The organism is Pedococcus sp. KACC 23699, assembly GCF_045348425.1.
GTDB lineage: Bacteria > Actinomycetota > Actinomycetes > Actinomycetales > Dermatophilaceae > Pedococcus.
The window spans coordinates 2,030,792-2,055,810 of the sequence record NZ_CP157483.1 but is presented as its reverse complement, the minus strand read 5'-3'; the positions used below and the strand labels follow the sequence as shown (position 1 = coordinate 2,055,810).

Here is a 25,019-nt window from a genome sequence, read left to right as displayed (position 1 = left end):
GCGTCATTGTGCCGCACGCTACTGTTTCCATCGTAGAACTATTTCTTGGCAGAAGAGACCTGAACGCAATGGAGGAATGACGTGGCTGGCGGACATGGGTTCTCGGGGGCGGGACGCGTCCTCGGAAAGCTGGTGGGACCCCGGGTGAAGTGGCTCGTCGTCGTGGTGGCGGTACTGGTGTCCGCCGCCGCTTTCGCCTTCGCGGGCGAGCCCAAGGCGGTCTCCACGACGGCTGCGTCGTTGCCCGACAGCGCCGAGGCAGCACAGGTCACCGCGCTGCGGGAGCAGCTCCCGTCGAGCGGCGTCACGCCGGCGATCGTCGTCTACAAGGCCGCCTCGGGGGAGATCGACACCCAGGCCGTCACGGCCAGTCGTGACCGCGCGGTCGCAGCCGTCAAGCAGTGGGCGCCGACCGGCGCCGCGGCGGCTGGCGCGCCCGCCTCCGCGATCCCGCCGCAGGTCTCGCAGGACAAGGGCACGGCCCTGGTCATCGTGCCGCTCAAGGCCGACCTGCCGGACCAGGCGAACTCCGATGCGGTGGCCGCCCTGCGCGCCGCCGTCCGGGACGGCCTGCCGCAGGGCCTGACCGCCACCGTCACGGGCGGTCCGGCCTTCGGTGCCGACATCGGGGCGGTCTTCGACGGCGCAGACATCAAGCTGCTCGGTGCCACCGCCGGCGTCGTCGCGATCCTGCTCCTCATCACCTACCGCAGCCCCTGGCTGTGGCTCGTCCCGCTCACCGTCGTCGGCACCGGCGACCAGGTCGCCAGCAAGGCGCTGACGATCCTGTCCCGGATCAGCGAGGTGCGGGCCGACGGCGCCGTCACGGGCATCACCTCGGTCCTCGTCTTCGGTGCGGGCACCAACTACGCCCTGCTCCTCATCGCCCGCTACCGCGAGGAGCTGCGCCGCACCGAGGACCGCCACGAAGCGATGCGGGCCGCCCTCGGGTCGGCCGCGCCGGCAATCCTGGCCTCGGGTGGCACCGTGACCCTCGCACTGCTCAGCCTCGGCCTCGCCGACGACCCCTTCGCCCGATCCCTAGGGTATGCCGGTGCGATGGGCATCGTCATCGCCCTCGCCTACGCGCTGCTCGTCCTGCCTGCGGCGATGGTGCTGTTCGGCCGCCGCCTGTTCTGGCCCTTCGTCCCCCACGTGGGCACGCAGGACCCCAGCCACGCCGGTGCATGGCGCCGCATCGGCGAGACGGTCACGCGCCGTCCCGTCGTGGTCGCCCTCGCCTCCGTCGCCGCGCTGGTCACCCTCGGGCTGGGTGGTCTCAGCCTGTCGGTGGGGCAGTCACCCAACGAGCAGTTCCTCGCCAAGCCCGAGGCCGTCGTCGGCCAGGAGCAGCTGGCTGCCGCGTTCCCCGCGGGGACCAGCGAGCCGACCACCATCATCGCCAAGGCCTCCGCCGCCGACGCCGTGACCACGGCGGCCAAGGGGGTCAAGGGAGTCCAGGAGGTCCGCAAGGCCGGTGGCGACGACAAGCTGGTCGAGCTCAGCGCCGTGCTCGACGCCTCGCCGGGGACGACCGCCGCCTTCGACCAGGTCCGCGCCCTGCGCACCGCGGTCCACGCCGTCCCCGGTGCGGACGCCCTCGTCGGCGGCACCGATGCCGAGGCCCTCGACTCGCGCACCACCGCCGCCGGCGACCGGCTCCTGCTGTTCCCGCTGATCCTCGGGATCGTCGTGGTCGTGCTGCTCCTGCTGCTGCGGTCGGTCGTCGCCGCCCTGGTCCTCGTGGCCACCGTCGTCGCCACCTACCTCGCGAGCATGGGTGCGAGCTGGTTCGCCTTCGAGCACCTCCTGGGCTACCCGCCGCTCGCCGTGAGCACCCCGCTGCTCGCGTTCCTGTTCCTCGTGGCCCTCGGCGTCGACTACAACATCTTCCTCGCCACCCGGGCCCGAGAGGAGGCCGCCGGGGGCGCCTCCGCCCGCGAGTCGATCGTCATGGCGCTGGCCGTCACCGGTGGGGTCATCACCAGCGCCGGCATCCTGCTGGCCGCGGTGTTCGCCGTCCTCGGCGTGCTACCGCTGGTGCAGCTGGCGCAGATCGGCGTCATCGTCGGGTTCGGCGTGCTGCTCGACACCCTGCTCGTGCGGTCCGTCCTCGTGCCGGCCGTGGTCAGCCTTCTCGGCGAGCGGTTCTGGTGGCCCAGCCACCCCGCCGACCGCGCCGGGTCGCACCGCGTCCGCAGCTGAGACTCCCGCCCCTTACCCCAGCCCTTCCCGGTTCGATGTGAACGCGCTCGGATTTCCGAGCGCGTTCACATCGAACCAAGGGTCTGACCGGGACCGAGGGGCGCAGCGTCAGGGGGCGAGGCCGAGGTCGGCCACCGACTTCTCGCGCATCTCGACCTTGCGCACCTTGCCGGTCACCGTCATCGGGAACTCGTCGACGACCGTGACGTAGCGCGGGATCTTGTAGTGCGCCAGCTTCCCCGTGGCGAACGCGCGCACCGCGTCGGCGTCCAGCGGCGTCGCCCCGTCCTTCATCCGGATCCAGGCGCACAGCTCCTCGCCGTACCTCTCGTCCGGCACCCCGATGACCTGCGCGTCGAGGATGTCGGGGTGCGTGTAGAGGAACTCCTCGATCTCGCGCGGGTAGATGTTCTCGCCGCCGCGGATCACCATGTCCTTGATGCGGCCGGTGATCTGCACGTAGCCGGACTCGTCCATCACCGCGATGTCGCCGGTGTGCATCCAGCCGTCGACCAGCACCTCGTCGGTCTTGTCCTGCTGCTCCCAGTAGCCCAGCATCACCGAGTACCCCTTGGTGCAGAACTCGCCAGCCTCCCCACGCGGCAGCGTCTCCCCCGTGACCGGGTCGACGACCTTGATCTCGAGGTGCGGCCCGACGCGACCGACCGTGCCGACCTTCTGCTCGAAGGTGTCGTCGGTGCGGTTCTGCGTAGAGACCGGCGATGTCTCGGTCATGCCGTAGGCGATCGTCATCTCCGTGATACCGGCCTCGATGAGCTTGGTCATCATCGTTGCGGGACAAGGGGATCCGGCCATGATGCCGGTCCTCACCGACGAGAGGTCGTATGACGCGAAGTCCGGCAGCGACCACTCGGCGATGAACATCGTGGGCACGCCGTACAGGGAGGTGCACCTCTCCTCGGCCGTCGCTCGCAGAGTCGCGGCCGGGTCGAAACCCGGCGCGGGGATGACCATCGCAGCGCCGTGGGTGGTGCACGCGAGGTTGCCCATGACCATCCCGAAGCAGTGGTAGAAGGGGACGGGGATGCAGACCCGATCGGCCTCGGTGTAGCGGCACAGCTCGCCGACGAAGTAGCCATTGTTGAGGATGTTGCGGTGGCTCAGCGTCGCGCCCTTGGGGAAGCCCGTCGTCCCGGACGTGTACTGGATGTTGATCGGGTCGTTCCGGTCGAGCCCGGCCTGCACCTCGGCCACTCGCTCGGCGCCGACCTCGTCGGCGCGCGCGAGCAGGGAGTTCCAGGACTCCTTGCCGAGGACGTAGGCACCGACCATCGCCGGGCACTGGGATCGCACCTCGTCGAGCATCGCCACGTAGTCGCTGGACTTGAACGACTCGGCGAGGAACAGGTGGGAGATGCCGGCCTGGTTGAGGACGAACTCGAGCTCGTGGGTCCGGTAGCTCGGGTTGATGTTGACGAGGATCGCCCCGATCTTCGCGGTGGCGTACTGCACCACCGTCCACTGGGCGCAGTTCGGCGCCCAGATGCCGACCCGGTCACCCTTGGCCACCCCGACGGCGAGCAGCGCCCGGGAGAGCCGTTCGACCTCGGCGCCGAACTGCGCATACGTCCACCGGATCCCCTGCGCCACGTCGACCAGGGCCTCACGCTCACCGAACCGCGCCACCGTCGCGTCGAGGTTGTCGGGGATGGTCTGCTCCAGCAGGGCCGGTTCGGTCTCGCCCACGGTGTGCGACAGCATCGTCATGGGTGCCATCCCATCCCCTCACGGCCCGGACCACAAGAGGAGGGCGGTAGCGTCGGGGGCGACATGAGCAGCACCCTCAAGGCCACTGGCCTCTCCGCCGGTCACGGCGCCCGCGCCCTGTTCTCCGACCTCGACCTCATCGTCGCCCCCGGTGACGTCGTGGGGCTCGTCGGCGCCAACGGCGCCGGCAAGTCGACGCTGCTGCGGCTGCTCGCTGGGGAGGCTGAGCCCGAGGACGGCACGGTCACCCTGACGCCGTCGAGCGCGACGGTCGGACACCTGCCGCAGGAGCCGGAGCGGCGCGCTGGCGAGAGCATCGCGGCATACATCGCCCGTCGCACCGGGGTGGCCGAGGCCGAGGCGACGATGAACGCGGCCGCGGAGGCGCTCGCCGACCCGGCGCCGGGCGCCGACGACCGGTATGCCGCGGCGCTGGAGACGTGGCTCGCGCTCGGTGGCGCCGACCTGGACGAGCGCACCGCCGCGACGGTCGCCTCGCTGGGGCTGGGCATCGACCTCGACACCCCCATGACCGCCCTGTCCGGCGGGCAGGCGGCACGGGCGGGGCTCGCGGCGCTGCTGCTGTCGCGCTACGACGTGCTCCTGCTCGACGAGCCCACGAACGACCTCGACCTCGACGGGCTCGAACGGCTCGAGCAGTTCGTCGCCGGGCTGCGCAGCCCGGCGGTCATCATCAGCCACGACCGCGAGTTCCTGGCTCGCACCGTGACCCGTGTCGTCGAGCTCGACCTCGCGCAGCAGCAGGTCGCCGTCTACGAGGGCGGCTACGACAGCTACCTCGCCGAACGCGAGGTAGCTCGCAGGCATGCGCGCGAGGCGTACGACGAGTACGCCGACACCCGCAGCGGGCTGGAGCAGCGGGCTCGTATGCAGCGCGACTGGGCCACCGTCGGCGTGAAGAACGCCCGCCGCAAGAAGTCCGACAACGACAAGTTCGTCACCGCCTTCAAGGTCGACTCCTCGGAGAAGCAGGCAGCCAAGGCCCGCCAGACCGAGCGGATGATCGAGCGCCTGGACGTCGTCGACGAGCCCCGCAAGGAGTGGGAGCTGCGGATGACCATCGCCGCGGCGCCACGCTCGGGCTCGGTGGTGGCGAGCGCCTCCGGCGCCGTCGTGCACCGGGGCGCCTTCACCCTCGGGCCCATCGATGCGCAGGTGGACTGGGCCGACCGCGTCGTCATCACCGGTACGAACGGCTCGGGCAAGACGACCCTGCTCGGGGTGCTGCTGGGCACGATCCCTGTCGACGAGGGTTCGGCAGGTTTGGGTTCGTCGGTCCGGCTCGGAGAGGTCGACCAGGCACGCGCGCTCTTCCATGGGCCGCAGACCCTGGCGCGGGCGTTCGGCGAGGCGCTGCCCGACTGGCCGGACGCCGAGGTGCGCACCCTGCTCGCGAAGTTCGGCCTCGGCGCCGAGCACGTGCACCGGGCCGCCGAGTCGCTGTCCCCCGGCGAGCGCACCCGCGCGGCACTGGCCCTCCTTCAGGCCCGCGAGGTCAACCTCCTGGTCCTCGACGAGCCGACCAACCACCTCGACCTGCCCGCGATCGAGCAGCTCGAGCAGGCCCTGGACTCCTTCGGCGGCACCGTCCTGCTCGTGACCCACGACCGGCGGATGCTCGCGGACGTCAACGCCACCCGCCGCTGGCACGTGGAGGACGGCCGCCTCACCGAGCTCTGACGCTTCGGCGCGCACCCGCAGTGCGGGACTCAGCCGATGAACAGGTCGGGCGCGAGCCCCTCGTCCTTCCCGGTCATGGAGTACGGCGCGAAGTCCTCGACCCCGCGCGAGCGCAGCAGGTCCTCGTCGATGATCGTCCGTCCGTTGAGGGACTGGCCGGGCGTGGAGAGGATCTCGTAGGCCGCGTCGGCCACGATCTCGGGACGGCGCGACACGGCCACCATCTTGTCGCCGCCGGGCAGGTTGCCGATCGCATCGGTGGCCACGAGGGTGGCCGGCCACAGGCAGGTCGAGGAGACACCCTTGGGGCCCAGCTCGTGGGCGAACCCCAGCGCCGCCAAGGTCATCCCGTACTTCGCCATCGTGTAGGCCGGGTGTCCAGCCAGCCAGCGCGGCTCGAGGTTGATGGGCGGGCTGAGGGTCAGCACCTTCGGGTTGGGCGAGGCCAGCAGGTGCGGGATCGCCGCCTTGGTCAGCATGAACGTCCCCCGCACGTTGACGTCCTGCATGAGGTCGTACCGCTTCGGGTCCAGGTCGGCGGTCGGGCTGAGGTTGAGGACGCTGGCGTTGTTGACCACCACGTCGATCCCACCGAACTGCGCCACGGTCTTCTCGACCGCCGTGGCGATGGTCTGGTCGTCGCGGATGTCGCCGACGATGGGCAGTGCCTGACCGCCGGCCTTCTCCATCTCGGCGGCAGCGGTGTGAATCGTGCCTGCGAGGCGCGGGTCGGGCTGGTCGGTCTTGGCGATGAGGGCGATGTTGGCCCCCGCCCGGGCGGCCCGGATGGCGATCGCGAGGCCGATCCCCCGACTGCCGCCGGACATGATGATCGTGGTCCCACTCAGCTCCTGGCTCATGGCCCGAGACTAGTTACCCGCTGGTAGCCACGGAACGAGGTGCGGGCGTGGGCCTCGTCACCTCACCTCCGGGCTCGACACCGTATGGCGCCCGCGCGCCATACGGGAGAACGCCCAGTGAGCGCGAAGTGCCGGAACCCTGGCTGGGGTCCCGGCAGTTCGCGCTCACTGAGGGGCCGGTCAGGACTGGCGCGCCCGCTGCGCCAGCTCGGCGGTGCGCTCGGCCTCGTGGCGGGCCCTGGCGACGATCGACTCAGCCTCGGCGTGGGCCGCCTCGACGACCCGGTCGGCCGTGGCCTGGGTGCTGCGCAACAGCGTGAACTCCAGGTCGTGCAGCACGTCCGCCGCTCGCTGCTGGGAGTGTCGGCCCGCCGCCGGCTCCTCGAGCTGCCGGATCACGGACTCCAGACCCGTGTGGAACTGGCTGAAGGCGGCGTCCACGTCGCGCCCGAGCCCCTTGAGCAGCTGCCGTGCGGCGGCGATCGCCTCGTCGCCGGCGTCGACGCGACCCCGGATCTCGTCCTGGGCGCTGGTGAGCACGTCGAGCGCGGCGAGGGCGGTGAGCTCGTTCGAGTCGGCGGGCGACTGGTGGGCCAGCGCCCGCTCGGCGCGGGCCTCGACGCGGGCCCTGGTGCGGCTCTCCTCAGAGATGGCCTCACCGTGCCGGTCGACCAACGTCGTCCCGGGGCGCGCAACGGCCACGTCCTCGGCAACGTCCTCGTCCGCGGCCTCCAGCACCTCGGTGAAGGCAGGAGCACCGGTGCCCGTGGTGGCGGCGGCCGCGGCGTCCTCACCGATCGAGACGGTGGTGCGCAACGGCACCTCCTTGATGAACAGCACGGCAAGAAAGGCCACGACGGCCGCGATGGCCGCGATGAGGAAGATGTGGCCGGTCGCGTCGCCGTACGCGGCGCGGACGATCTGTGCCACGGGGGCGGGCATGTCCTTGAGGTCCAGCGTCCCGCTGCTGGACCCGCCGGCGGCAGCCGCCTTCGGGCCGAGCTTGGTGAGCCCCTCGGTGATGCTGGTCGTCACCTGGGTGGCGAGGACCGCGCCGAGCGCCGAGACGCCAACGGCGCCACCGAGGGTGCGGAAGAAGGCGATCGTCGCCGAGGCGGCACCGACGTCGCGGACGTCGACGGTGTTCTGGACGGCGAGCACGAGGTTCTGCATCATCGCGCCGAGACCGAAGCCCATGAGCGCCATCGCGAGCCCGATGTGCCACATCGGGGTGGTGTGGTCGATGGTTCCGAGCCAGGCCAGGCCGGCGACGAGGAACACGCCGCCGCCGACGAGGAACTTCTTCCACTTGCCGGTGCGGCTGATGATCTGACCAGCGCCGGTCGAGGAGACGAGCAGGGCGGCCATGAGCGGGATGGTGAGCAGGCCGGCCTTGGTCGGGCTGTAGCCCCGCGAGATCTGGAAGTACTGCGTGAGGAAGGTCGTGCCACCGAACATCGCGATGCCCACGGCCGCGCTGGCCACGACGACGAGGCCGGCGGTGCGGTTCTTGAGGACCTTGAGCGGGACCATCGGCTCCTTGGCCCGGCTCTCGACCACCAGGGTGAGGGCCAGCGCGATGGCGGTGCCGACGAGGAAGTACGCGGTCTGCAGCGACCACCACGGGAAGTCGTTGCCCGCGAAGGTGATCCACAGCAGGGGCAGGGAGGCGGTGATCGCGATGAGGACGGCGCCGAGGTAGTCGATCTTGGGGTTGCGCTTGATCGTGGGCACGTGGAGCGTCGCCTGCAGGATGAACAGGGCGATGATCGCAAGCGGGATGCAGACGAAGAACGTCCAGCGCCAGCCGAGCGAGCTGTCGACGATGACGCCGCCGAGCAGCGGCCCGCTCACGGTCGAGACCGCCATGACGGCACCCATGTAGCCGGAGTACCGACCGCGCTGCCGCGGGGCGATGATCGCGCCCATGATCGACTGGGTCAGGGCGGTGAGCCCACCCATGCCGAGGCCCTGGACGACGCGGCAGGCGATGAGGAACCCGACGCTCTGCGACAGGCCTGCACCGATCGAGCCGATCACGAAGATCACCAGTGAGAGCTGGACGAGCAGCTTCTTGCTGAACAGGTCGGAGAACTTGCCCCAGATGGGCGTGCTGACGGTCGTCGCGAGCAGCGACGCGGTGATCACCCAGGTGTACTGGTGCTGGGTTCCGTGCAGGTCACCGATGATCGTCGGGAGCGCGGTGGAGACGATGGTGCTGCTGAGCAGGGCCGTGAAGAGACCGGCGAGGAGGCCGGTCATGGCCTCGAGGATCTGCTTGTGGCTCATCTCCTCGGCGACGGGGTGGGCGGTCGTCGGTTCGGGTGGTGCCGAGACGGTGGTGGCTGACATCAGTGGCTTTCCTGGCTGTTCTCGTGGATGGCGTGGGAGTCGGTGGTCGCCTGCGCGGGCCGCAGGCTGGGCGCGAGCCCGGTATGGCGCGGAGCACCTTGGTCGGCGGCGCGCAGCAGGGCGCGCTCCAGGAGGCCCAGGGTCTGGGGCATCCGCCGGATCTCCTCCGGCGGCACGTCGACCAGCGCGGTCCGCAGGACCTCGGCGTACTCGCGCTGGATCGCGGCCAGCTGCTCATGACCCTCGGGAGTGAGGATGATGTGGCAGGACCGAGCGTCCGCCTCGTCCCGACGGCGGACGACGAGGCCGTCCTCCTCCAGCTTGGGCAGGACCCGGCTGACGACGGAGGGGGCGACGCCGGCGGCGACGGCGAGGTCGCCGGGGCGGGCCTGTCCGTCGTCGGCGCGCGACAGCGCCTTGAGGACGGCCAGCGGGGTGCCGGAGGCGCCGAGCTGGTCGTGCCGCTGGCGGCCGATGGCCCGGCTGGCACGGATCAGGCTGGTGAGGGCGGCGATGACCTCGAGGGGGGCGTCGGGAGTGGGCGTCCCGGCCGCCGGCTTGGTCGCGAGGGTGGTGACCACGACGAACTCCTTTGGTTGCAGAACACAACGATAAACCTAGTTGGTTGCGCTATGCAACTTGATTCCGGGAACACGGCACCGCACCCGACGCCGCTGGGCCGTCGTGGTGGCGGCGAGGGAGGGGTCAGCCTGCGGTGTCGTTGAGCAGGCGCAGGAGGCGCGCGAGCTCGGCGATGTCCGGGGTCTCCCACGTGGTGAGCTGCTGGCGAAGACGCTCGCGACGGCCTTGGAACGACCGGTCCAGGGCCTCGTCACCCTCAGGGGTCAGCCGCACCTGACGAGCCCGCGCGTCAAGGGGGTCGGGGATGCGTTCGATGAGCCCGAGCTCCTCGAGCACCGCCAGGTTGCGGCTCATCGTGGACTTGTGCAGGCCCAGCACCTCGGAGATGTCGCCACCCCGAGCGCCACCACCGGCCGCGGCGAGGTCCCGCACGGTGACGAGCACCGCATACCCGGAGGCGTCCAGGTCGGGGTGCACCTCGGACGCGATGCGGTGCTGGGAGCTGCGCGCCCGGCGCAGCAGCCGGGTGAGCTCGACCTCCAGCTCGCCGAGGGGGGACTGGGGTGACATGACAAAAGCGTATGGCCGCCGAGGCCGGGATGCCGCACGACCCCCACCGACGCACGTCCTCCCGTGGCGCGTGTCAGGGTGGGCCCGTGCACGGACGACAGCGGTTCCACGGCCAGATCGCCGGCGTGGGAAGCACCTCAGGGGTTCGCGTCGTCGTCGGGCGGTGGGACGCCTCACCGCTGGGCGCCTTCGCCGACGTGATGCTCGAACAGCCCGACGGCCACCGCGTGCTGCTCGCGCCGAGCGCGGCGGTCGCCGAGTTCGTGGCCGACACGTACGTCTTCGACGAGGTCGCGGTGGCGCCGCTGCGGGCGGTCACCGCCGCTCCCCCGACGGCTCCCCCGCACGCTCCCCCGGCCGAGGCGTCCGGGACGGCGCACTGGACCGTCAGCGCTGAAGGGCTGGACCTCTCCTTCGTCGTCGGACGGCGCGCCGCGCTCGGGCACCTGCTGCGCGCCATACCCACGCCGCTCGCGGCGAGCCCGCTGTTCGCCGCCGCCGTCGACCCGGTCGCCCGCACCGTGCTGTGCGGGGTGAGCACGCGCGGACAGGCCCGCTCGGGACGCCGCGAGTGGTACGGCGCCCACGACCTGCACCACATCACGTCCCTGACCGGGTCGTGGCGCGGGACCGACCTCGGCACCCTGGCGCCGGTGGACCCGCCGTGCCGGTTCGGCTTCTCGTCCACGCCGCGGGCACCCGGCGTGACCGATGTCGTGACGACCGTCGAGGTCCTCGCCTGACCCGGCTCCCCAGCGGGTCAGAGGACGACCGCGGCTCCCATGGCCACGGTGCGGTCCTCGGGCAGGTGGAAGTACTCGATCGGTGAGGCGGCGTTGTGCGCCAGACCGACGAAGAGCCGCTTGCGCCACGCCGGCATCTCCTGGCCACGGCCGCGCTGGATGCTGATCCGGGACAGGAAGTAGTAAGCCTCAGTGGGGTCGATGTCGACCAGCCCGGCCTCCCGCGCCTGGGCCAGGGCCCGCGGCACGTCCTGGTCCTCCTGGAAGCCGAAGCTCATCGTGAGGTGGTCCACGGCGTCGTAGGGGTCGCCGAGGGGGTCCATCTCGAACCGGTCGTCCGGCGCGACCACGGGGACGTTGGCCGAGCGGGTCGTCACGATGAGCACGTGCTCGTGCAGGACGTGGTTGAAGGTCGCGTTCTCCCGCAGGGCGAGCGGGGTCGTGTCCTTGTCCGTGTGCAGGAAGACGGCCGTCCCCGGCACCTGGGTGACGTGCTCGGAGGCGAGCCACTCCACGAACGGCGCCAGCGGTCCCTCCATCTCGACGCGGCGCTGGGTGACCAGGGTGCGCCCGCGCTGCCAGGTCAGCATGACCGTCGCGACGAGCAAGGCGATGAGGATCGGCAGCCATCCGCCGTGGACGACCTTGGTGAGGTTGGCGGCGAAGTACGTCAGCTCGAGCACGAACAGCGGGATGCCCAGCAGCAGCAGCCGGCCCCGGCTCCATCCCCACGCCGACTCGGCCAGCAGCAGGAACAAGGTGGTGGTGATGAGGAACGTCCCCGTCACCGCCAGCCCGTATGCCGTGGCGAGCCGCGCGGAGGAACGGAACGTCACGAGCAGGATGAGGACGCCCACGAAGAGGGTCCAGTTGACCGCCGGGACGTAGATCTGGCCGCGCTCGACCTTCGAGGTGTGCCGGACCGTGAGCCGCGGGAGGAAGCCGAGGCGCTCGGCCTGCCGCGAGACCGAGTAGGCGCCGGAGATGACGGCCTGGGAGGCGATCACGGTGGCCAGGGTCGCGAGCACGACCAGGGGGATCTGCGCCCACGCCGGTGCCATGAGGAAGAACGGGCTGCGGGCCGAGGTGGGGTCCTTCAGCAGCAGGGCGCCCTGCCCGAGGTAGTTCAGGGTCAGGCACGGGAAGACGACGAAGAACCAGGCCCGCCGGATCGGCGACCGGCCGAAGTGGCCCATGTCGGCATACAGGGCCTCGGCACCGGTGATGGACAGGACGACCGCACCCATGGCCACGAAGGCGACGAACGGCCGGTCCACCACGAACAGCACCGCGTAGGAGGGTGACAACCCCCGCAGGATCGCGGGGTCCCGGACGACCTGCCCGACGCCCAGGACACCGAGGACCGCGAACCACAGGACCATCACGGGGCCGAAGAACCGGCCCACGAGCTGGGTCCCATACCTCTGGACGACGAACAGGCCCGTGATGATGACGGCGCCCAGGGGCACGACGAGGTGCGCCAGCCCCGGCGCCGGCACCGCGAGGCCCTCGATCGCCGACATCACCGAGATCGCCGGGGTGATCACGCTGTCGCCGTAGAACAGCGACGCGCCGAGGACACCGAGGACCATGACCAGGCCGAACCGCCGGCCGCCGGGACGCACCGACCGCCGGGCGAGGGCGGCGAGGGCCATGACGCCGCCCTCGCCGTCGTTGTCCGCCCGCAGGACGAAGACGACGTACTTGACGCTCACGACGAGGGTGATCGACCAGAACACGAGCGAGATCACGCCGTACACGTCGCTGGGGGTGGTCTGCACGGCGTTGTGGTCGATGGAGAACACCGTCTGCACCGCGTAGAGCGGACTGGTGCCGATGTCGCCGAAGACGACACCGAGTGCGCCCAGGGCCAAGGGCACCCAACCCTTGTGCCGTGCGTTGTCGTGGTTGCTCACGAGGGATGATCCTCGCACGCCGCGCCGGAGGAACTGGAAGACTGTCCGTCGTGCGCCGTATCACCCAGTCCCGCAAGCTGCACCAGGTCCGTTACGACGTCCGGGGGCCGATCCTCGTCGAGGCCCAACGGCTCGAGGCCGAGGGGCACAAGATCCTCAAGCTCAACATCGGCAACCCCGCGCCGTTCGGGTTCGAGGCTCCCGAGGCCGTGCTGCAGGACATGGTCCACCACCTGCCGAACTCCCAGGGCTACAGCGACTCCCGCGGCATCTACTCGGCGCGCACCGCGGTCGCGCACTACTACCAGTCGCGCGGGCTGACCGACACGCACGTCGACGACGTCTTCATCGGCAACGGGGTCTCCGAGCTGATCTCGATGGTGCTCACGGCGTTCGTCGACGAGGGCAACGAGATCCTCGTGCCGGCCCCGGACTACCCGCTGTGGACCGGCGCCGTGACGCTGGCCGGCGGCACGCCGGTGCACTACCGGTGCGACGAGTCGAACGGCTGGAACCCCGACCTCGAGGACATCGAGGCCAAGATCACGCCGAACACCCACGCCCTGGTGGTCATCAACCCCAACAACCCGACCGGTGCCGTCTACAGCGAGGACGTCGTGCGCGGGCTGGTGGACATCGCCCGCCGCCACGACCTCGTCCTGCTCTCGGACGAGATCTACGAGAAGATCCTCTTCGCCGACGAGCACCACCAGCCGGTGCACCACCACACCGCCACGTATGCCGGTGACGAAGTCCTGTGCCTGACCTTCAGCGGCCTGTCGAAGGCGTACCGCGTGTGTGGCTTCCGCGCCGGCTGGGTCATGGTGTCGGGTCCGAAGTCGATGGCCTCGGACTTCCTCGAGGGCCTGACGCTGCTCGCCAACATGCGGATGTGCGCCAACGTCCCCGGCCAGCACGCCATCCAGACCGCGCTCGGGGGCTACCAGTCGATCGAGGAGTACATCCACCCCGGCGGCAGGTTCTACGAGCAGAGCAAGACCGCCTGGCGCCTGCTCAACGAGATCCCGGGCGTCTCCTGCGTCGAACCCCACGGGGCGCTCTACTGCTTCCCCCGGCTCGACCCCGAGGTCTACGCCATCGAGGACGACCAGCAGTTCGTCATCGAGCTGCTGCGGGAGAAGAAGATCCTCGTCACCCACGGCACGGGGTTCAACTGGTTCGAACCCGACCACTTCCGCCTCGTGACCCTGCCCGACATCGAGGTCCTCACCGAGGCGATCGGCCGGATCGCCGAGTTCCTGGAGACGCGCAGGGCATGACGCGGGCCCTGGTGGGTGTCGTCGCCCTCGGTGGGGCCGTGGGTTCGCTCGGCCGGTATGCCGTGGGCCTGGCGCTGCCGCACGTCACCGGCGACTTCCCGTGGGCGACGTTCCTGGTCAACGTGACGGGCTCGCTCGCCATGGGGCTCCTGGTGGCCTGGGTCCTGACGATGGTCGACCCTCACCCGTGGCTGCGCCCGTTCCTCGGGGTCGGCGTGCTCGGCGGCTGGACCACGTTCTCGTCGCTTGCCCTGGACGTCCACGCCCTCAGCGGCGCCGGTCGCAACGGCCTCGCCCTGACCTACCTCGTCGCCTCGTTCGTCGTCGGACTCGTCGCCGTCGGGCTCGGTCTCGGACTGGGACAGCGCGCCTTCGGTGACGGCCGGTGACGGGCTTCTCCGCTGCGCTGCTCGTCGTGGCCGGTGCCGCCGTCGGGGCGCCCTCACGCTTCCTCGTCGACCGCTGGTCGCGGGCCCGGTTCGACGCGGGCACCATCGTCGGCACCCTGGTCGTCAACGTCGCGGGCTCGTTCGTCCTCGGGGTCGCTGCCGGGTGGTCGACGGCCCCGTCGTGGGTGCTGCCGCTGGTGGGCATCGGGTTCTGCGGTGCGCTGACGACGTTCTCGACCCTGGCCTTCGAGACCTGGGTGTTCCTCGAACGGCGCGAGTGGAAGCCGTTCGCGGCCAACCTCGCCCTGTCGCTCGGCCTCGGCCTGCCTGCCGTCTGGCTCGGCTGGGCCCTGGGCCGCCTGCTCTGACCCCCCGCTGCTCCAGTTCCGGCGTTTGGGGGCAGGACAGTGACTCGTGAGTCACCCTCCTGCCCCCAAACGTGCAGTCACCTGTGTATGGCGCGGGGCTCAGCCTCCGCCCGCGCTCAGTCGTCGGTCGGCACGGGTGCGGTCGCCAGGCCGGCGTGGGCCGGGAAGGCGCGCGCGGCGCCTCCGGCCAGCACCATCAGGCCGGCGACGATGACCAGGGCGACCTCGAAGGCGGGGCCGAACAGCTCCGACGGCACCCGCGAGGTCCCGCCGTCGACGACCGAGAAGAACACCGTGCCGATGACGGCCACGCCGACGGCGTTCGCCAGCTGGCCTGTGGTGCTGAACAGTCCCGAGGCCGAGCCCGCGTGCTCGACGGGCACGTCGGCGAGGGTGAACGCACCGACCGGCGCCACCATCAGGCCGAACCCGGCGCCCGACACCATCAGCCCCGGGAGGAACGCCCAGGTCGAGGTCGAGGCGTCGGCACCGTGCACCGTGGCAGCCATGACCAGCGCACCGACGGCCCACACCCCGCCGCCGAGCATGAGCACCCGTCGACCGATGCGCGGCCCGAGGACGGCGACCCCGAGGCCTGCGGTGACGGTGGTGGTCAACGCGAACGGCAGCCCGGCGAGCCCGGCCTTGAGCACCGACCAGCCGAGGCCGGCCTGGAAGTAGATCGTCTGGGCGATGAACAGCGAGCCCATCGCCGCGAACATGAGGGTGTAGACGCCGGATCCGGCAGCGAACGCGCGACCCCGGTAGAGGCTCAGCGCGACCAGCGGCTCGCGCCCCGCGGACTCGGTCCGCCGCTGGGCCACCACGAAGGTGACCAGACCGACGACGCCGAGAGCCATCACGGCATACACCCAGGCGGGCCACCCCAGCTCGCGCCCCATGGTGAGGGGGTAGAGCACAGCCAGGAGCGAGCCGGCGAGCAGGGTGACACCGCGGGGGTCGAGGCGGGGACGGCTCAGCGCCACCGACTCGGGCACCCAGCGCAGCGCGGCAACGACGGCGAACACCCCGACGGGCACGTTGACGAGGAAGATCGAACGCCAGCCCCAGCCGAACAGGTCGGCCTCGGTGAGCAGGGCCCCGACGACAGGTCCCGCGACCGCCGCGGTGCCGGCGAGGCCGGTGAACAGGCCCATCGCCTTGGCGCGCTCGTGCGGCGCGTACATCACCTGGATGCTGGACAGGACCTGCGGGATCATCGCCGCGGAGGCCAGCCCTTGCAGAGCCCGGAACAGGACCAGCGCCTCGGAGCTCGGCGCGAGACCACAGGCCGCTGACAGCACGGTGAACCCGACCAGGCCGAGGACGAACATCCGCTTGCGCCCGACCAGGTCACCCAGGCGGCTGCCCGTGATGAGCCCGACCGCGAAGGCGAGCGGGTATGCCGCGACCATCCACTGCAGCTGGGAGGCCGTGGCTCCCAGCGCGGTCTCGATCGTGGGCAGGGCGACGTTGACGATGGTGTTGTCGAGCAGCTCCATCGTCGAGGCGAGGAACAGGCTGAGCAGGGCGATGGTGCGGGCCCGTCCGACGGGCAGCGGGCCGCGCGCCCGCGCCCCCTCGATCCGGGGCGGTTCCTGCTCGATCGGGTCCTGGACGGTGGTGGCGCTGGCGGTCATGACTCTCTCTCCCTGGTGGTTCGGCTGCTGGTGGTCCGGCGGTTGGTGCTCGCTCGGGTGCTTCGAGAACCACGCTAGGGAGGCTTCCGGTCACTTCCTGACCGCTACTCGGTGCATGCTGGATCCATGGCCAACACCAGCTCCCGGACGCTGCGACTGCTGTCGCTGCTCCAGACCCACCGCTTCTGGTCCGGGCCCGAGCTCGCGGGTCGGCTCGAGGTCTCCGAACGCACCCTTCGCCGAGACGTCGAGCGGCTGCGCGAGCTCGGGTATCCCGTCGACTCGTCCAGGGGCACGGAGGGCGGCTACCAGCTCGGCGCCGGCGCCACGATGCCTCCGCTGACCGTTGAGGAGGACGAGGCCATCGCCATGGTCGTCGCCCTGGGCGGTGCTGCCCAGCTGACGGCCGGCCCACTGGCGGACGCCTCGGTGAGCGCCCTGTCCAAGGTCGTGCAGGTGTTGCCACCCAGGCTGCGCCGCCGCGCCGAGGCCCTGCGCGCGGTCACCGACGACTCGCCGTTCGCCCAGGCCCCGACCGTCACCGCGGACGTGCTCGCGACGATCGCCCAGGCGACCCGCGACACCGAGCGGGTACGGTTCACCTACCAGGCCCGTGGCGGAGTCAGCGCCGGCGAGCAGGTGCGTCGTCACGTCGAGCCCCACCGGCTGGTAACCGTCGGTCGCCGTTGGTACCTGCTCGCCTACGACCTCGACCGGCAGGACTGGCGCTCGTTCCGGCTCGACCGCCTCAGCGAACCGTCCGGGACCCGCGCGAGGTTCCGGCCGCGGGAGGTGCCCGGCGGCGACGCGGCCGCATACGTCCGAAAAGGACTGTCCCGCAACGAGATCGGAAGCTCGCTCCGCGCCCTGGTCCAGGCGCCGAAGGAGGAGGTCGAGGAGCGCATCGCGCACTGGGCGACGGTGACCGCCGTCGACGCCCACACGTGCCGCGTCGAGATGGACGGCCGGCAGCCTCGCTGGGCGGCGTTCGGTCTCGGGGTCCTCGAGGCCCCGTTCACCATCGAGGAGGCCCCGCCCGAGGTGCTGCACCTGCTCGGCCGGTGGGCCGGACGATTCAGCGCGGCGGCAGATCCCCGCTGACACCGCCGGCTGCCACACTCGTTCCATGGCGAAGAACTGGCACCTGACGGTGGACTGCACGGACTCCGCGCGACTGGTGGAGTTCTGGTGCGCAGCAATGGGTTACGTGCCCGAGCCCGCCCCGCTCGGGTGGTCGAGCTGGCTCGACTACTGGCTCTCCGCGGGGATCCCGGAGGAAGAGCTCGAGGGCGCCGAGAACGGCAGCGGCGCGATCGTCGACCCTGAAGGAGCCCTGCCGCGCATCTGGTTCCAGGAGGTCCCGGAGAGCAAGACCGTGAAGAACCGCTTGCACATCGACGTGCGCCACACCCCCGGTCGCGACGAGATGCCGTATGCCGCGCGGCGCGAGAGCCTCGAGGCGGAGGTCGAGCGGCTGCTCGCCCTCGGGGCCACCGTGGCGACCGTCAAGGCCCCCGAGGGAGCCGACTACTTCGCCGTGACGCTCATGGACCCAGAGGGCAACGAGTTCTGCATCAGCTGACGGTCGGCCGGACAAGGAGGTCGGTCTCGTCCGAGTCAGCCCGGGTCCGGTGGATAGCCCTCGTCCGGGTCGCCGACGACGGGGTGAGCCTGCTCCAACTGGTCCGCCTCGTCGAGTTCCTTGCTCAGGGCAGCCGGCCAGAACCGTTCCTCGCTCACTTCGGGTTCTGCGGGTTCTTCCTGCTCGAGCCGGTCGGCTTCCGGGACGGCGTCGTCCTCGTGGGCATGCTCGTCGCGGGCCATGGTTGTTCCTCCTGTTCGTCGCGAAGCCGGGCGTTCTCCTGCTCCAGGTCCAGGACCATGCCGATGCCGGCGAGGTTGAGGCCCGCATCGAGCAGGACGCCGATCCGACGCAACCGGTCCACGTCGTCCGCGCTGTACCTGCGGGTGCCGCCCTCGGTGCGCTGCGGGTCGAGCAGGCCGCGGGACTCGTAGAGACGCAGGTTCTGCGGGCCCATGCCGACGAGCTCGGCCGCCACGGAGATGCCGTACAGGCCGCGGTCGCCGTCGGGGCGGGTCTGCGCCATGGCACCTCACTTCCTCGGGATTTTCTTCAGGACGACTCTTGCCTCAGTATGCCGGCAGTGCTACAAAAAATCTATAGCGACCGCCATAGGTCGAGACCCGGCCGACGGCGCAGCGACCACCGATGAACACCTAGACGATGGAGGTACAGACGATGACGATGCTGATGCGCACCGACCCCTTTCGCGAGCTGGACCGCCTGACCCAACAGGTCTTCGGTCCCAGTGGCACCGTGGCCCGCCCCTCGGCGATGCTGATGGACGCCTGGCGCGACGGCGACACGTTCCACGTCGAGTTCGACCTCCCCGGCGTCAGCCAGGACTCGATCGACATCGACGTGGAGCGCAACGTCGTCACGGTCAGGGCCGAGCGTCAGGCCCGGGCCAGCGACGCAGAGCTGATCGCGGCGGAGCGTCCGCGCGGCGTGTTCAGCCGACAGCTGGTCCTGGGCGACAACCTCGACACCGAACGCATCGAGGCCGGCTACGCCATGGGAGTGCTGTCCCTGAAGATCCCCGTCGCGGAGCAGGCCAAGCCCCGCAAGGTCGAGATCAGCACCCACGAGGACCAGCAGGCCATCAGCGCCTGACCTCGGTGGCGGACACATGTCCACGATCTCCCGCGACCGGACGAGCGCAGACCAGCTGACCGAGGAGTTCCTCGAGCTCGTGTGCGCGGACGAGGAGCTGCTGCGGGCGGAGTTCGACGAGATCATCGCCCAGGAGTGGACGTCGCCTCCCCCGCCAGGGGAGCCGCGGGCCGCCACCCCTGGCGATGGCCCCCGTCGACCGCTCACCGGTCCGGTCGACGCTGCGTGGTCACGGCCGCGGGCGTGCCACCCCCTCATCCCCCGGTGGCGGCGGCAGCGCTCACCCCCGTGACCAGCTCCCCACCCACACCCCTCGCCTGGGCCGCGTACGTGCCATCGCGCCCGACGCAGTCCGCGCGACGCCCACGCCCTGACGGCGTACCAGTTCGCGGCCCAGGCGAGGCCGACCACCGAGAACCCCGCACCATGGACGACCCCTTCGACCCGTACGCCGTCCTGGGCGTCTCCCCGCAGGCGACCCAGACGGAGATCCGCCGCGCCTACCGGGCCATGGTGCGCCGAAGCCATCCGGACACCTCCCCGCAGTCCGGCCGAGGCCCCTCCACCGGCCCGACCCTGCAGGAGCTCATGGCGGCATACGAGATCCTGGGCGACCCTTCGCGGCGCACCGCGCACGACCACGCGACGATCCGCATCCGCCACCACAGCCCGGAGACGGGTGGCGCCCCCGCCGTGCGCACCCCCGCGGACGCACGAACCCAGCCACCGATCCAGGCCGGTCCGGTGCGCTGGCACCGCGATCCCGGCACGGTGTGGCCACGCGCCCATCCGTGATGCACGGCTGATCCGCGACACCTGCCCGGAGGTTTCGGACCGAGCGGGACCCGTCGTACGGGGAGGCGAGGCTGCGGCCAGCCCACGACGAGGAGCACCTGTCCGCACCTCAGGAGGAGGCGGGCAGGATGTCGTGGAACCAGCCCGGCTGCGACACCGCCAAGGCGATGAGGGCGGCATCGATCGCCAGGCCCAGTACCAGCTGGCGGTCCCAGAAGAGCAGGAGCAGCACCGCGGAGAGGCTCGCAGCAAGGATCATCAGGATCGGCCACCTCTCCGAAAGGCCAGGCACCCCCCAGACGCTGAGGGCCAGCAAGGTTGACGCCAGCACCGTCCCAGCGAGCAACGTCAGGGCCACCGGCCTGCGCACCGACTCGGGGAGAGGACCCGACTCGATCGTGAAGGCATCGACGTCCGGGACGAGGTAGAGCAGGTGCACCAGACCGTGGGCCAACAGCAGCACCCCCACCAGGACGCGCACGACGACGGTCATGACGGCTCTCCCTGCGACTCGAGGAGGTTCTGCATCCCCGTCCAGATGGCCCGTTCCTGGCGTCGCCCCAGCCAGCCGATGACGGGGGCCGCCAGCTTGGCCGGCCCAGCCACCGACACGTCCCAGTCCCAGGAGAACCGGGTCCCACCCGGCACCGATCTGCACCGGACCACCCCGTCCACCTCGGCCCCGGTCATCACGCTGTGGCTCGACATGCGGTGCGGTCGGTCGAACCCGGTGCACTCGATCGCCACCGGCAGGGACCGACCGTGGCTGAGCACGGTGGCCCGGAACCGGGTCCCCACGCCGATCGGGCCCTCGGTCAGCTTCACCGAGTCGGTCATCCTGGGGTTGTAGCGGACCTCGTTGCGCAGGTCGGCGACGAAGTCGAAGACCTCCTCGACGGGGCGAGCGATCTCCACGCTGCCACGGACCCGCGTCACGACGCGCTCCCGCTCTCGGCACCAGCGCTGGCGTCGCCGTTGTCACCGCTCGTCCGGAGGTGGCGGGCGAAGAAGGCCAGGATGCGTTCACGGGCGTCCCGTGCAGAGGGCTCGTGGAACGTGTCATCCCCTCCCGCGAACCGCCCGAGCACGGCGAACAGTCTCGGGACGTCGGCTGGGTCGTGGTCGTTGAGGAACGCGTGGCCGGCCTCAGGGTAGGTCCGGATGTCGTGGTCCACCCCCACTGCGGTCAGGATCCGCTCGAGCCGGTCCCCGGTGCCGCGGTTGGCCCGGTCCTGGGCGCCGTAGCTGCCCACGATGGGGCACGCTCGCTCGAACGTCCCCTCGGTGTAGACGTCCGAGGACGCCGTCCCGTAGTTCACGCTCGCGGCGTCGAACCGGTGGTCGGCGGCCAGGAGCAGGGCGAACCCGCCACCCATGCAGAACCCGATCACCCCGATGCGTCCCGTGCAGTCCGGCCGGGACATGAGCGTTGTTCGCACCGCGTCGATGTCCTCGAAGGTGCGACCGCGACGAGCACGAGCATCCCGGAACATCCGGATCAGGCAGGTCGACCGTCGCTCGCCCGAGTAGAGATCCGGCGCGGCAGCGAGATACCCCGCACCGGCCAGCCAGTCCGCCTGCCGACGTAGGTCGTGAGTCATGCCGAGGATGTCGTGGACCACGACCACGCCCGGCCACGGGCCTTCCCCCTCGGGGCGGGAGAAGTAGACGGGCAGCCGGCCGCGCGCTGTCTCCACGGCGAGATCGGTGGACCTGGTCACGCCAGCGCCTCCCCTGACTTGCCGCCTTTGGACGAGCAGGGACTCCACGCCCCACCGCCTCCGTTCAGCGTGGCGTTGCGGCCCCCGGACACCACAGGGGCATAGGTCCCCCAGCACGACGAGAGGCGTGACGAGCCTCGGGAGACGGCCTGGAAGAGTCCCTCGGACAAACACGAAACCCCGGTCCGAGGGACCGGGGTTTCGTCGTTCTGTCTCAACACAGAGTGCGCCCGAAGGGATTCGAACCCCTAACCTTCTGATCCGTAGTCAGATGCTCTATCCGTTGAGCTACGGGCGCGAATGTCGCCTCAGGGATCGCCCGAGGCAACGACGGGAAAGACTACCGGCTCACCCCCTCAGGCACGAAATCGGGCCCCTCCACCGGCCGCAGACACCCAAGGATGCCAGCCGCGCGGCATACCTCGCTTCTGGCATCCCCTTAGCATCCCCTGGCACCGGAGCCAAGGCACCGGCGAGCAAGAAATGACCGTGAAATCAGAAGGATCTTGCAAGGCTTGCAAGAAGCAAACATGCAGGTCAGAGGTACTCACGGGTTGTGAGGCTTTTCACCAGCGAACTACGGCGCCAGTGGTACCGACCACCTCCGGGCCGGGTCTACCTTGGCCAGATCAGAAGCGTTCACCATGTGGACTCCGGTCGGCGTGGACGCATTCAACCGCGGGTATCTCGGGGGCGACTGCGCCCGGGCGAAAGGGACGGCCGATCAACATGACGACCGAGGCGACGCAGCACACCGACCAGCGGGCTGGGGGCACCACGCACGCAGGCCTCCAGGCATGGGTCGACGAGGTGGCCGCTATGACCACCCCTGACCAGATCGAGTGGGTGACCGGCTCCGACGCCGAGTGGACCCGGCTCACCGACAAGCTCGTGGCGGCCGGCACCTTCGTGCGGCTCAACGACGAGCTCAAGCCCAACAGCTTCTACGCCGCGTCCGACCCGACCGATGTCGCCCGGGTCGAGGACCGCACCTACATCTGCTCCGTGGAGGAGAAGGATGCCGGGCCCACCAACAACTGGATGGATCCGAACGAGATGAAGGACCTCATGCGCGGGCTGTACGCCGGCTGCATGAAGGGCCGCACCATGTACGTCATCCCGTTCGTCATGGGTCACCTGAACTCCGAGAACCCCATGTTCGGCGTCGAGATCACCGACTCCGAGTACGTCGTGGCGTCCATGCGCGTCATGGCTCGCTGTGGCGTCAACGTGCTCCGCCGGATCGAGGAGCTCGGCGACGCGGCCAAGTACGTCCCCGCCCTCCACTCGGTCGGTGCGCCGCTCGAGCCGGGCCAGCAGGACGTCAAGTGGCCCTGCAACCCCGAGAAGTACATCGTGCAGTTCCCCGAGGAGCGGATGATCTGGAGCTACGGCTCCGGCTACGGCGGCAACGCCCTGCTCGGCAAGAAGTGCTACTCCCTGCGCATCGCGTCCGTCATGGCGCGCGACGAGGGCTGGCTCGCCGAGCACATGCTCATCCTCAAGCTCATCTCGCCGGAGCAGCAGGTCTACTACATCGCCGCCGCGTTCCCGAGCGCCTGCGGCAAGACCAACCTCGCGATGCTGGCGCCGACCATCCCGGGCTGGAAGGTCGAGACCCTCGGCGACGACATCGCCTGGATGCGCTTCGGCGAGGACGGCCGGCTGTATGCCGTGAACCCGGAGTTCGGCTTCTTCGGCGTCGCCCCCGGCACCAACGAGCACACCAACCCCAACGCGATGAAGACCATCAACAAGGGCAACTCGGTCTTCACCAACGTGGCTCTCAAGGACGACGGCGACATCTGGTGGGAGGGCCTGGAGAACACCCCGGACCACGCCACCAGCTGGAAGGGGCAGGACTGGACGCCCGACTCCGACGAGCTGTCGAGCCACGCGAACAGCCGCTACTGCACCCCGATCGAGCAGTGCGACATCCTGGCCAAGGAGTACTACGACCCCAAGGGTGTGCCGATCTCGGCGATCTTCTTCGGCGGCCGGCGCAAGACGACCGTCCCGCTGGTCACCGAGGCCCGCGACTGGATCCACGGCACGTTCATGGGTGCGACGCTCTCCTCGGAGACCACCGCTGCCGCTACCGGTGCGGTCGGCGTCGTCCGTCGCGACCCGATGGCCATGCTGCCCTTCATCGGCTACAACGCCGGCGACTACTTCCAGCACTGGGTCAACCTCGGCAAGGACGCAGACGCCTCCAAGCTGCCGAAGATCTTCTACGTCAACTGGTTCCGCCGCGGTGACGACGGTGGCTTCCTGTGGCCCGGGTTCGGTGAGAACAGCCGCGTCCTCAAGTGGGCCATCGAGCGCATCGAGGGCAAGGCTGCCGCCATCGAGACGCCGATCGGCCACGTGCCGACCCCCGGGTCACTGGACACCAGCGGCCTCGACCTGAGCGACGCCGAGCTCGAGCAGGCGCTCAAGGTCGATGTCGAGGAGTGGAAGGCCGAGATCCCGCAGATCGAGGAGTGGTTCGCCAAGTTCGGCGAGAACCTCCCGACCCAGCTGCAGGTGGAGCTCGACGGCCTCAAGGCCCGCCTCGGCGTGGAGTGACCTGACCGCACTCGCGCCGCGCTCTCCTCGCTTTGGGTGTCCAGGCGGTCGGATCTCCGACCGGCTGGGCACCCAAAGTCGGTTGTGGGGGGAGCGCGACTCGTGTGGCTGGGGGACCTCAGGCGCTGCGCTGCTCGAGGACGGCAAGGTCGCGGTTCGCGTAGACGTGGTGGTGCCACTCCTCGTTGACGATGATCGAGAAGATGTCGCGCACCGGGAAGGGCTTGCCCTCGGGGTACCCGGGCTCGGACACCGGTTCGGTGTGGCCGTCGAGCCACTGCTCGGTGGCACCGTCGATCAGGTCGCGCACCGTCGCCATCCGGTCCTCGCGCAGGGCCAGCACCTCCGCGAGTGACGGGCGCACCGTACGGTCGCGGGGCACGCCCGCCACATCCGGCATGTCGTCATGGGGCAGGTCGAGAGGGCTCCACGGATCCGGGTCACCGAGGAGCGCACGGCGCACCCAGGCATCGGTCGCGAAGACGAGGTGGCGCAGGGTCTCGATGAAGGACCACTCGTCGTCGACCCGTTCGTGCAGCAGTCCCGGGTCGACGGCCTCGAGCCGTCGAGCGCGTTCGACCGTTTCGGCCCACCGGCGTTCGATGATCGGCCAGGCCTCGCGGAGCGCGGGTGCGGTGCGCGGGTGCATCTTGGTGCGCTCCGGGTCGCGGCGGTTGAGCTCGGCCTCGACGTAGTCGGTCACGTCGACACCGTTGACCGTCAGTCGTTCGACCTCGCCGGTGATGTCGACATCGACGACCTGGGAACCGGTGATCCGCGCCCCCTTGAGAGCGACGTTCTTGAACCGGGCGTTGGTGAGGTACGTGTCGTCGAACACCGCGTCGGTGAAGTCGAACCGCCGGAAGGTCTCCCCGCGGTAGGTGCTGTCGAAGCCGTCCATGATCT

General features: G+C 70.3%; 25 protein-coding genes and 1 tRNA gene. 12 read left to right on the top strand and 14 right to left on the bottom strand.

All coding sequences use genetic code 11. From position 1 onward, the window contains the following. The first annotated feature begins 81 nt into the window (after positions 1 to 81). Complete coding sequence (locus ABEG17_RS09595; protein ID WP_406833059.1) at positions 82 to 2,205, top strand: MMPL family transporter; 2,124 nt, start codon at positions 82 to 84, stop codon at positions 2,203 to 2,205. A gap of 108 nt (positions 2,206 to 2,313) precedes the next feature. On the opposite strand, the gene ABEG17_RS09590 is transcribed toward ABEG17_RS09595, so the two are convergent. Further along, positions 2,314 to 3,942, bottom strand: coding sequence for an AMP-binding protein (locus ABEG17_RS09590; protein ID WP_406833058.1), 1,629 nt, complete (start codon positions 3,940 to 3,942; stop codon positions 2,314 to 2,316). A gap of 54 nt (positions 3,943 to 3,996) precedes the next feature. On the opposite strand from ABEG17_RS09590, the gene ABEG17_RS09585 reads away from it, so the two are divergent. After that, positions 3,997 to 5,634 (top strand): ABC-F family ATP-binding cassette domain-containing protein, encoded by a 1,638-nt coding sequence (locus ABEG17_RS09585; RefSeq protein WP_406833057.1) that lies wholly within the window; start codon positions 3,997 to 3,999, stop codon positions 5,632 to 5,634. 29 nt (positions 5,635 to 5,663) lie between these two features. On the opposite strand, the gene ABEG17_RS09580 is transcribed toward ABEG17_RS09585, so the two are convergent. The 4 genes from ABEG17_RS09580 to ABEG17_RS09565 form a co-directional block, all read right to left on the bottom strand. Beyond that, the gene (locus ABEG17_RS09580) at positions 5,664 to 6,494 is read right to left on the bottom strand and encodes an SDR family oxidoreductase (protein ID WP_406833056.1); all 831 of its coding nucleotides are present in this window, start codon (positions 6,492 to 6,494) and stop codon (positions 5,664 to 5,666) included. A gap of 180 nt (positions 6,495 to 6,674) precedes the next feature. Next, positions 6,675 to 8,846, bottom strand: a complete 2,172-nt coding sequence (locus ABEG17_RS09575; protein WP_406833055.1) for an MFS transporter — start codon at positions 8,844 to 8,846, stop codon at positions 6,675 to 6,677. Continuing rightward, positions 8,846 to 9,427, bottom strand: coding sequence for a MarR family winged helix-turn-helix transcriptional regulator (locus tag ABEG17_RS09570; protein WP_406833054.1), 582 nt, complete (start codon positions 9,425 to 9,427; stop codon positions 8,846 to 8,848). The genes ABEG17_RS09575 and ABEG17_RS09570 overlap by 1 nt, the downstream gene beginning before the upstream one ends. 124 nt (positions 9,428 to 9,551) lie before the next feature. Next, positions 9,552 to 9,998, bottom strand: a complete 447-nt coding sequence (locus ABEG17_RS09565) for a MarR family winged helix-turn-helix transcriptional regulator (protein ID WP_406833053.1) — start codon at positions 9,996 to 9,998, stop codon at positions 9,552 to 9,554. 86 nt (positions 9,999 to 10,084) lie between these two features. Between ABEG17_RS09565 and ABEG17_RS09560 the strand changes: the two genes are divergently transcribed. Beyond that, positions 10,085 to 10,741 carry a hypothetical protein gene (locus ABEG17_RS09560; protein WP_406833052.1) on the top strand — a complete coding sequence of 219 codons (657 nt, stop codon included), beginning with the start codon at positions 10,085 to 10,087 and terminating at the stop codon, positions 10,739 to 10,741. Between the two features lie 17 nt (positions 10,742 to 10,758). Here ABEG17_RS09560 and ABEG17_RS09555 read toward each other — a convergent pair whose 3' ends face one another. After that, positions 10,759 to 12,657, bottom strand: a complete 1,899-nt coding sequence (locus tag ABEG17_RS09555; protein WP_406833051.1) for a potassium transporter Kup — start codon at positions 12,655 to 12,657, stop codon at positions 10,759 to 10,761. A 50-nt stretch (positions 12,658 to 12,707) separates the two neighbouring features. On the opposite strand from ABEG17_RS09555, the gene ABEG17_RS09550 reads away from it, so the two are divergent. Genes ABEG17_RS09550 through ABEG17_RS09540 form a run of 3 tightly spaced genes read left to right on the top strand, consistent with a single transcriptional unit; the run spans position 12,708 to position 14,694 of the window. After that, positions 12,708 to 13,937 (top strand): pyridoxal phosphate-dependent aminotransferase, encoded by a 1,230-nt coding sequence (locus ABEG17_RS09550; RefSeq protein WP_406833050.1) that lies wholly within the window; start codon positions 12,708 to 12,710, stop codon positions 13,935 to 13,937. Then, on the top strand, positions 13,934 to 14,326 hold the full coding sequence (locus ABEG17_RS09545) for a fluoride efflux transporter FluC (RefSeq protein WP_406833049.1): 393 nt from the start codon (positions 13,934 to 13,936) through the stop codon (positions 14,324 to 14,326). The genes ABEG17_RS09550 and ABEG17_RS09545 overlap by 4 nt, the downstream gene beginning before the upstream one ends. Further along, the gene (locus ABEG17_RS09540) at positions 14,323 to 14,694 is read left to right on the top strand and encodes a fluoride efflux transporter FluC (protein WP_406833048.1); all 372 of its coding nucleotides are present in this window, start codon (positions 14,323 to 14,325) and stop codon (positions 14,692 to 14,694) included. Before ABEG17_RS09545 ends, ABEG17_RS09540 begins: the two co-directional genes overlap by 4 nt. Before the next feature lie 116 nt (positions 14,695 to 14,810). Here the strand turns inward: ABEG17_RS09540 and ABEG17_RS09535 are convergent, their stop codons facing one another. Continuing rightward, positions 14,811 to 16,334 (bottom strand): MFS transporter, encoded by a 1,524-nt coding sequence (locus ABEG17_RS09535; RefSeq protein ID WP_406833047.1) that lies wholly within the window; start codon positions 16,332 to 16,334, stop codon positions 14,811 to 14,813. 126 nt (positions 16,335 to 16,460) lie between these two features. Between ABEG17_RS09535 and ABEG17_RS09530 the strand changes: the two genes are divergently transcribed. Together ABEG17_RS09530 and ABEG17_RS09525 are read left to right on the top strand one after the other, a co-directional pair. Next, positions 16,461 to 17,435 carry a helix-turn-helix transcriptional regulator gene (locus ABEG17_RS09530; protein WP_406833046.1) on the top strand — a complete coding sequence of 325 codons (975 nt, stop codon included), beginning with the start codon at positions 16,461 to 16,463 and terminating at the stop codon, positions 17,433 to 17,435. A gap of 25 nt (positions 17,436 to 17,460) precedes the next feature. Next, complete coding sequence (locus tag ABEG17_RS09525; RefSeq protein WP_406833045.1) at positions 17,461 to 17,916, top strand: VOC family protein; 456 nt, start codon at positions 17,461 to 17,463, stop codon at positions 17,914 to 17,916. A gap of 35 nt (positions 17,917 to 17,951) precedes the next feature. Here the strand turns inward: ABEG17_RS09525 and ABEG17_RS09520 are convergent, their stop codons facing one another. Beyond that, on the bottom strand, positions 17,952 to 18,074 hold the full coding sequence (locus ABEG17_RS09520; RefSeq protein ID WP_406833044.1) for a hypothetical protein: 123 nt from the start codon (positions 18,072 to 18,074) through the stop codon (positions 17,952 to 17,954). Further along, positions 18,071 to 18,442 carry a helix-turn-helix transcriptional regulator gene (locus tag ABEG17_RS09515; protein ID WP_406833043.1) on the bottom strand — a complete coding sequence of 124 codons (372 nt, stop codon included), beginning with the start codon at positions 18,440 to 18,442 and terminating at the stop codon, positions 18,071 to 18,073. The genes ABEG17_RS09520 and ABEG17_RS09515 overlap by 4 nt, the downstream gene beginning before the upstream one ends. Before the next feature lie 158 nt (positions 18,443 to 18,600). Between ABEG17_RS09515 and ABEG17_RS09510 the strand changes: the two genes are divergently transcribed. From ABEG17_RS09510 to ABEG17_RS09500, 3 genes are all read left to right on the top strand, one after another. Then, positions 18,601 to 19,029, top strand: a complete 429-nt coding sequence (locus ABEG17_RS09510) for an Hsp20/alpha crystallin family protein (RefSeq protein WP_406833171.1) — start codon at positions 18,601 to 18,603, stop codon at positions 19,027 to 19,029. 16 nt (positions 19,030 to 19,045) lie between these two features. Continuing rightward, positions 19,046 to 19,321, top strand: coding sequence for a hypothetical protein (locus ABEG17_RS09505; RefSeq protein WP_406833042.1), 276 nt, complete (start codon positions 19,046 to 19,048; stop codon positions 19,319 to 19,321). Positions 19,322 to 19,455: 134 nt separating this feature from the next. Next, positions 19,456 to 19,824, top strand: a complete 369-nt coding sequence (locus ABEG17_RS09500; protein WP_406833041.1) for a J domain-containing protein — start codon at positions 19,456 to 19,458, stop codon at positions 19,822 to 19,824. A 109-nt stretch (positions 19,825 to 19,933) separates the two neighbouring features. On the opposite strand, the gene ABEG17_RS09495 is transcribed toward ABEG17_RS09500, so the two are convergent. From ABEG17_RS09495 to ABEG17_RS09480, 4 genes are all read right to left on the bottom strand, one after another. Next, a complete protein-coding gene (locus ABEG17_RS09495) occupies positions 19,934 to 20,317 on the bottom strand; it encodes a hypothetical protein (protein WP_406833040.1) in 384 nt (127 codons plus the stop codon). Further along, positions 20,314 to 20,760 carry an SRPBCC family protein gene (locus ABEG17_RS09490; protein ID WP_406833039.1) on the bottom strand — a complete coding sequence of 149 codons (447 nt, stop codon included), beginning with the start codon at positions 20,758 to 20,760 and terminating at the stop codon, positions 20,314 to 20,316. Before ABEG17_RS09490 ends, ABEG17_RS09495 begins: the two co-directional genes overlap by 4 nt. Further along, a complete protein-coding gene (locus ABEG17_RS09485; RefSeq protein WP_406833038.1) occupies positions 20,757 to 21,545 on the bottom strand; it encodes a dienelactone hydrolase family protein in 789 nt (262 codons plus the stop codon). Before ABEG17_RS09485 ends, ABEG17_RS09490 begins: the two co-directional genes overlap by 4 nt. A 225-nt stretch (positions 21,546 to 21,770) precedes the next feature. After that, positions 21,771 to 21,843, bottom strand: a tRNA-Arg gene (locus ABEG17_RS09480). Between the two features lie 431 nt (positions 21,844 to 22,274). Between ABEG17_RS09480 and ABEG17_RS09475 the strand changes: the two genes are divergently transcribed. After that, the gene (locus tag ABEG17_RS09475) at positions 22,275 to 24,113 is read left to right on the top strand and encodes a phosphoenolpyruvate carboxykinase (GTP) (protein ID WP_406833037.1); all 1,839 of its coding nucleotides are present in this window, start codon (positions 22,275 to 22,277) and stop codon (positions 24,111 to 24,113) included. A gap of 118 nt (positions 24,114 to 24,231) precedes the next feature. On the opposite strand, the gene ABEG17_RS09470 is transcribed toward ABEG17_RS09475, so the two are convergent. Continuing rightward, the gene (locus ABEG17_RS09470) at positions 24,232 to 25,014 is read right to left on the bottom strand and encodes a DinB family protein (protein WP_406833036.1); all 783 of its coding nucleotides are present in this window, start codon (positions 25,012 to 25,014) and stop codon (positions 24,232 to 24,234) included. Between the last annotated feature and the right edge of the window lie 5 nt (positions 25,015 to 25,019).